General features: G+C 56.6%; 1 pseudogene. It reads left to right on the forward strand.

Annotated elements, in window-relative coordinates:
- A pseudogene (locus ACRHNM_RS16590) lies at positions 1–290 on the forward strand (DNA replication/repair protein RecF); the annotation flags it as partial.

Below are 290 nucleotides of genomic sequence, written 5' to 3' on the forward strand. Positions count from 1 at the left end.
ATGGAGGAATTCCAGCCGATATTCAGCGAGCAATACCAGGCGATTTCGGGGGGGGACGAAACCGTGGGCCTGGCCTATGAAAGCCAGTTGGCAGATGCTCCCCTGGAGGAACTGCTGAGGCGGAGCCTGGAAAAGGACCGCGTGCTCCAGTACACCACACAGGGCAACCACAAGGACGACCTCAGCATGACCATCGAAGGGCACCCGATCAAGAAGTTCGGCAGCCAGGGACAACAGAAATCCTTTCTGATCGGGCTGAAATTTGCCCAGTTCCAGTTTATGAAAGCCCG

Origin of the sequence: Psychroserpens mesophilus (assembly GCF_050617655.1) — a bacterium.
GTDB lineage: Bacteria > Bacteroidota > Bacteroidia > Flavobacteriales > Flavobacteriaceae > Psychroserpens > Psychroserpens mesophilus_A.